The 875-nt window shown below is 37.0% G+C and carries 1 protein-coding gene; it reads right to left on the reverse strand.

Annotated elements, in window-relative coordinates:
* Positions 1–27: 27 nt before the first annotated feature.
* Positions 28–875 (reverse strand): hypothetical protein (locus ACFVGO_RS39360; RefSeq protein WP_380636962.1); only part of this gene is annotated, 848 nt, incomplete at its 5' end.

Here is an 875-nt window from a genome sequence, read left to right on the forward strand (position 1 = left end):
GGCTCCATAAAGAGGAACCGTTTTGCTTCAAAAATCACGTTTTGTGTTATACTGGAGAAACGAAATTGTGTTTTCAAAATTGTCATTTTCGACATGATAACTTCTCTCGTAGTGTGGTTTTGCCGAACCCACTACTTTTTTTATGTCTCCGAACTTCATTTCTTCCCGTTCCGGCTTAACAATCCCTTTTGATTTTCGATACATATTCATTCCGGAAGGATACATGTGCAGCCGTCCGCCTTTTAAAAATTTCTTTTCCCGACCTTCTACGATCTTTGTTTGCACCTCACAGCCCTCTGAAGCCACTTTTAAGGCTGTTTCCCTGTCTTGGACATCTTCTAGGTCTATATCAGTCAAATAAGCGCTCAAATAGGCTCCTATGTTGTCTATATCCTTTAATGACTTGATTGTTACAAATCCTAAACCCCATAGACTCCTTAATTCAGCATTTTTAATATAAATCTTATCCAAATCATTAAAGCGCATTAAAACATGACAATGCCAGGCTCCACGTCCTTGTGGCTCTACCACCGATAAATAATCTATCGAACTTTCTTTCTTGTATTTATAACGCAACCTGTCGATAAAATTTTGAAAATCACTATAAAGTTTTTTCGTGTCCGTCATATTTTTCTTGTATGTCAAAGTTATATGTAATTCATTTGGCCGTCCTATAAAATTGTTATTTATCAAATAACGCAGCTTCTTAAAGGTTTGTCTCAAAGAATTATAATTTTCCTGCCGATTTTCCGAATGCTCGAACTCCCGGATCTCCCCAGTAGAGAGGTCTACAAACCTATCCTTGTCCAATTTTTTGATATTATTTTTCCGGTTCATCTTCTCCATATGCTGAACTTCAATGACGTGATTCATAG

The sequence above is a fragment of the Kitasatospora sp. NPDC057738 genome (assembly GCF_042798815.1).
Lineage (GTDB): Bacteria > Actinomycetota > Actinomycetes > Streptomycetales > Streptomycetaceae > Kitasatospora > Kitasatospora lactacystinica.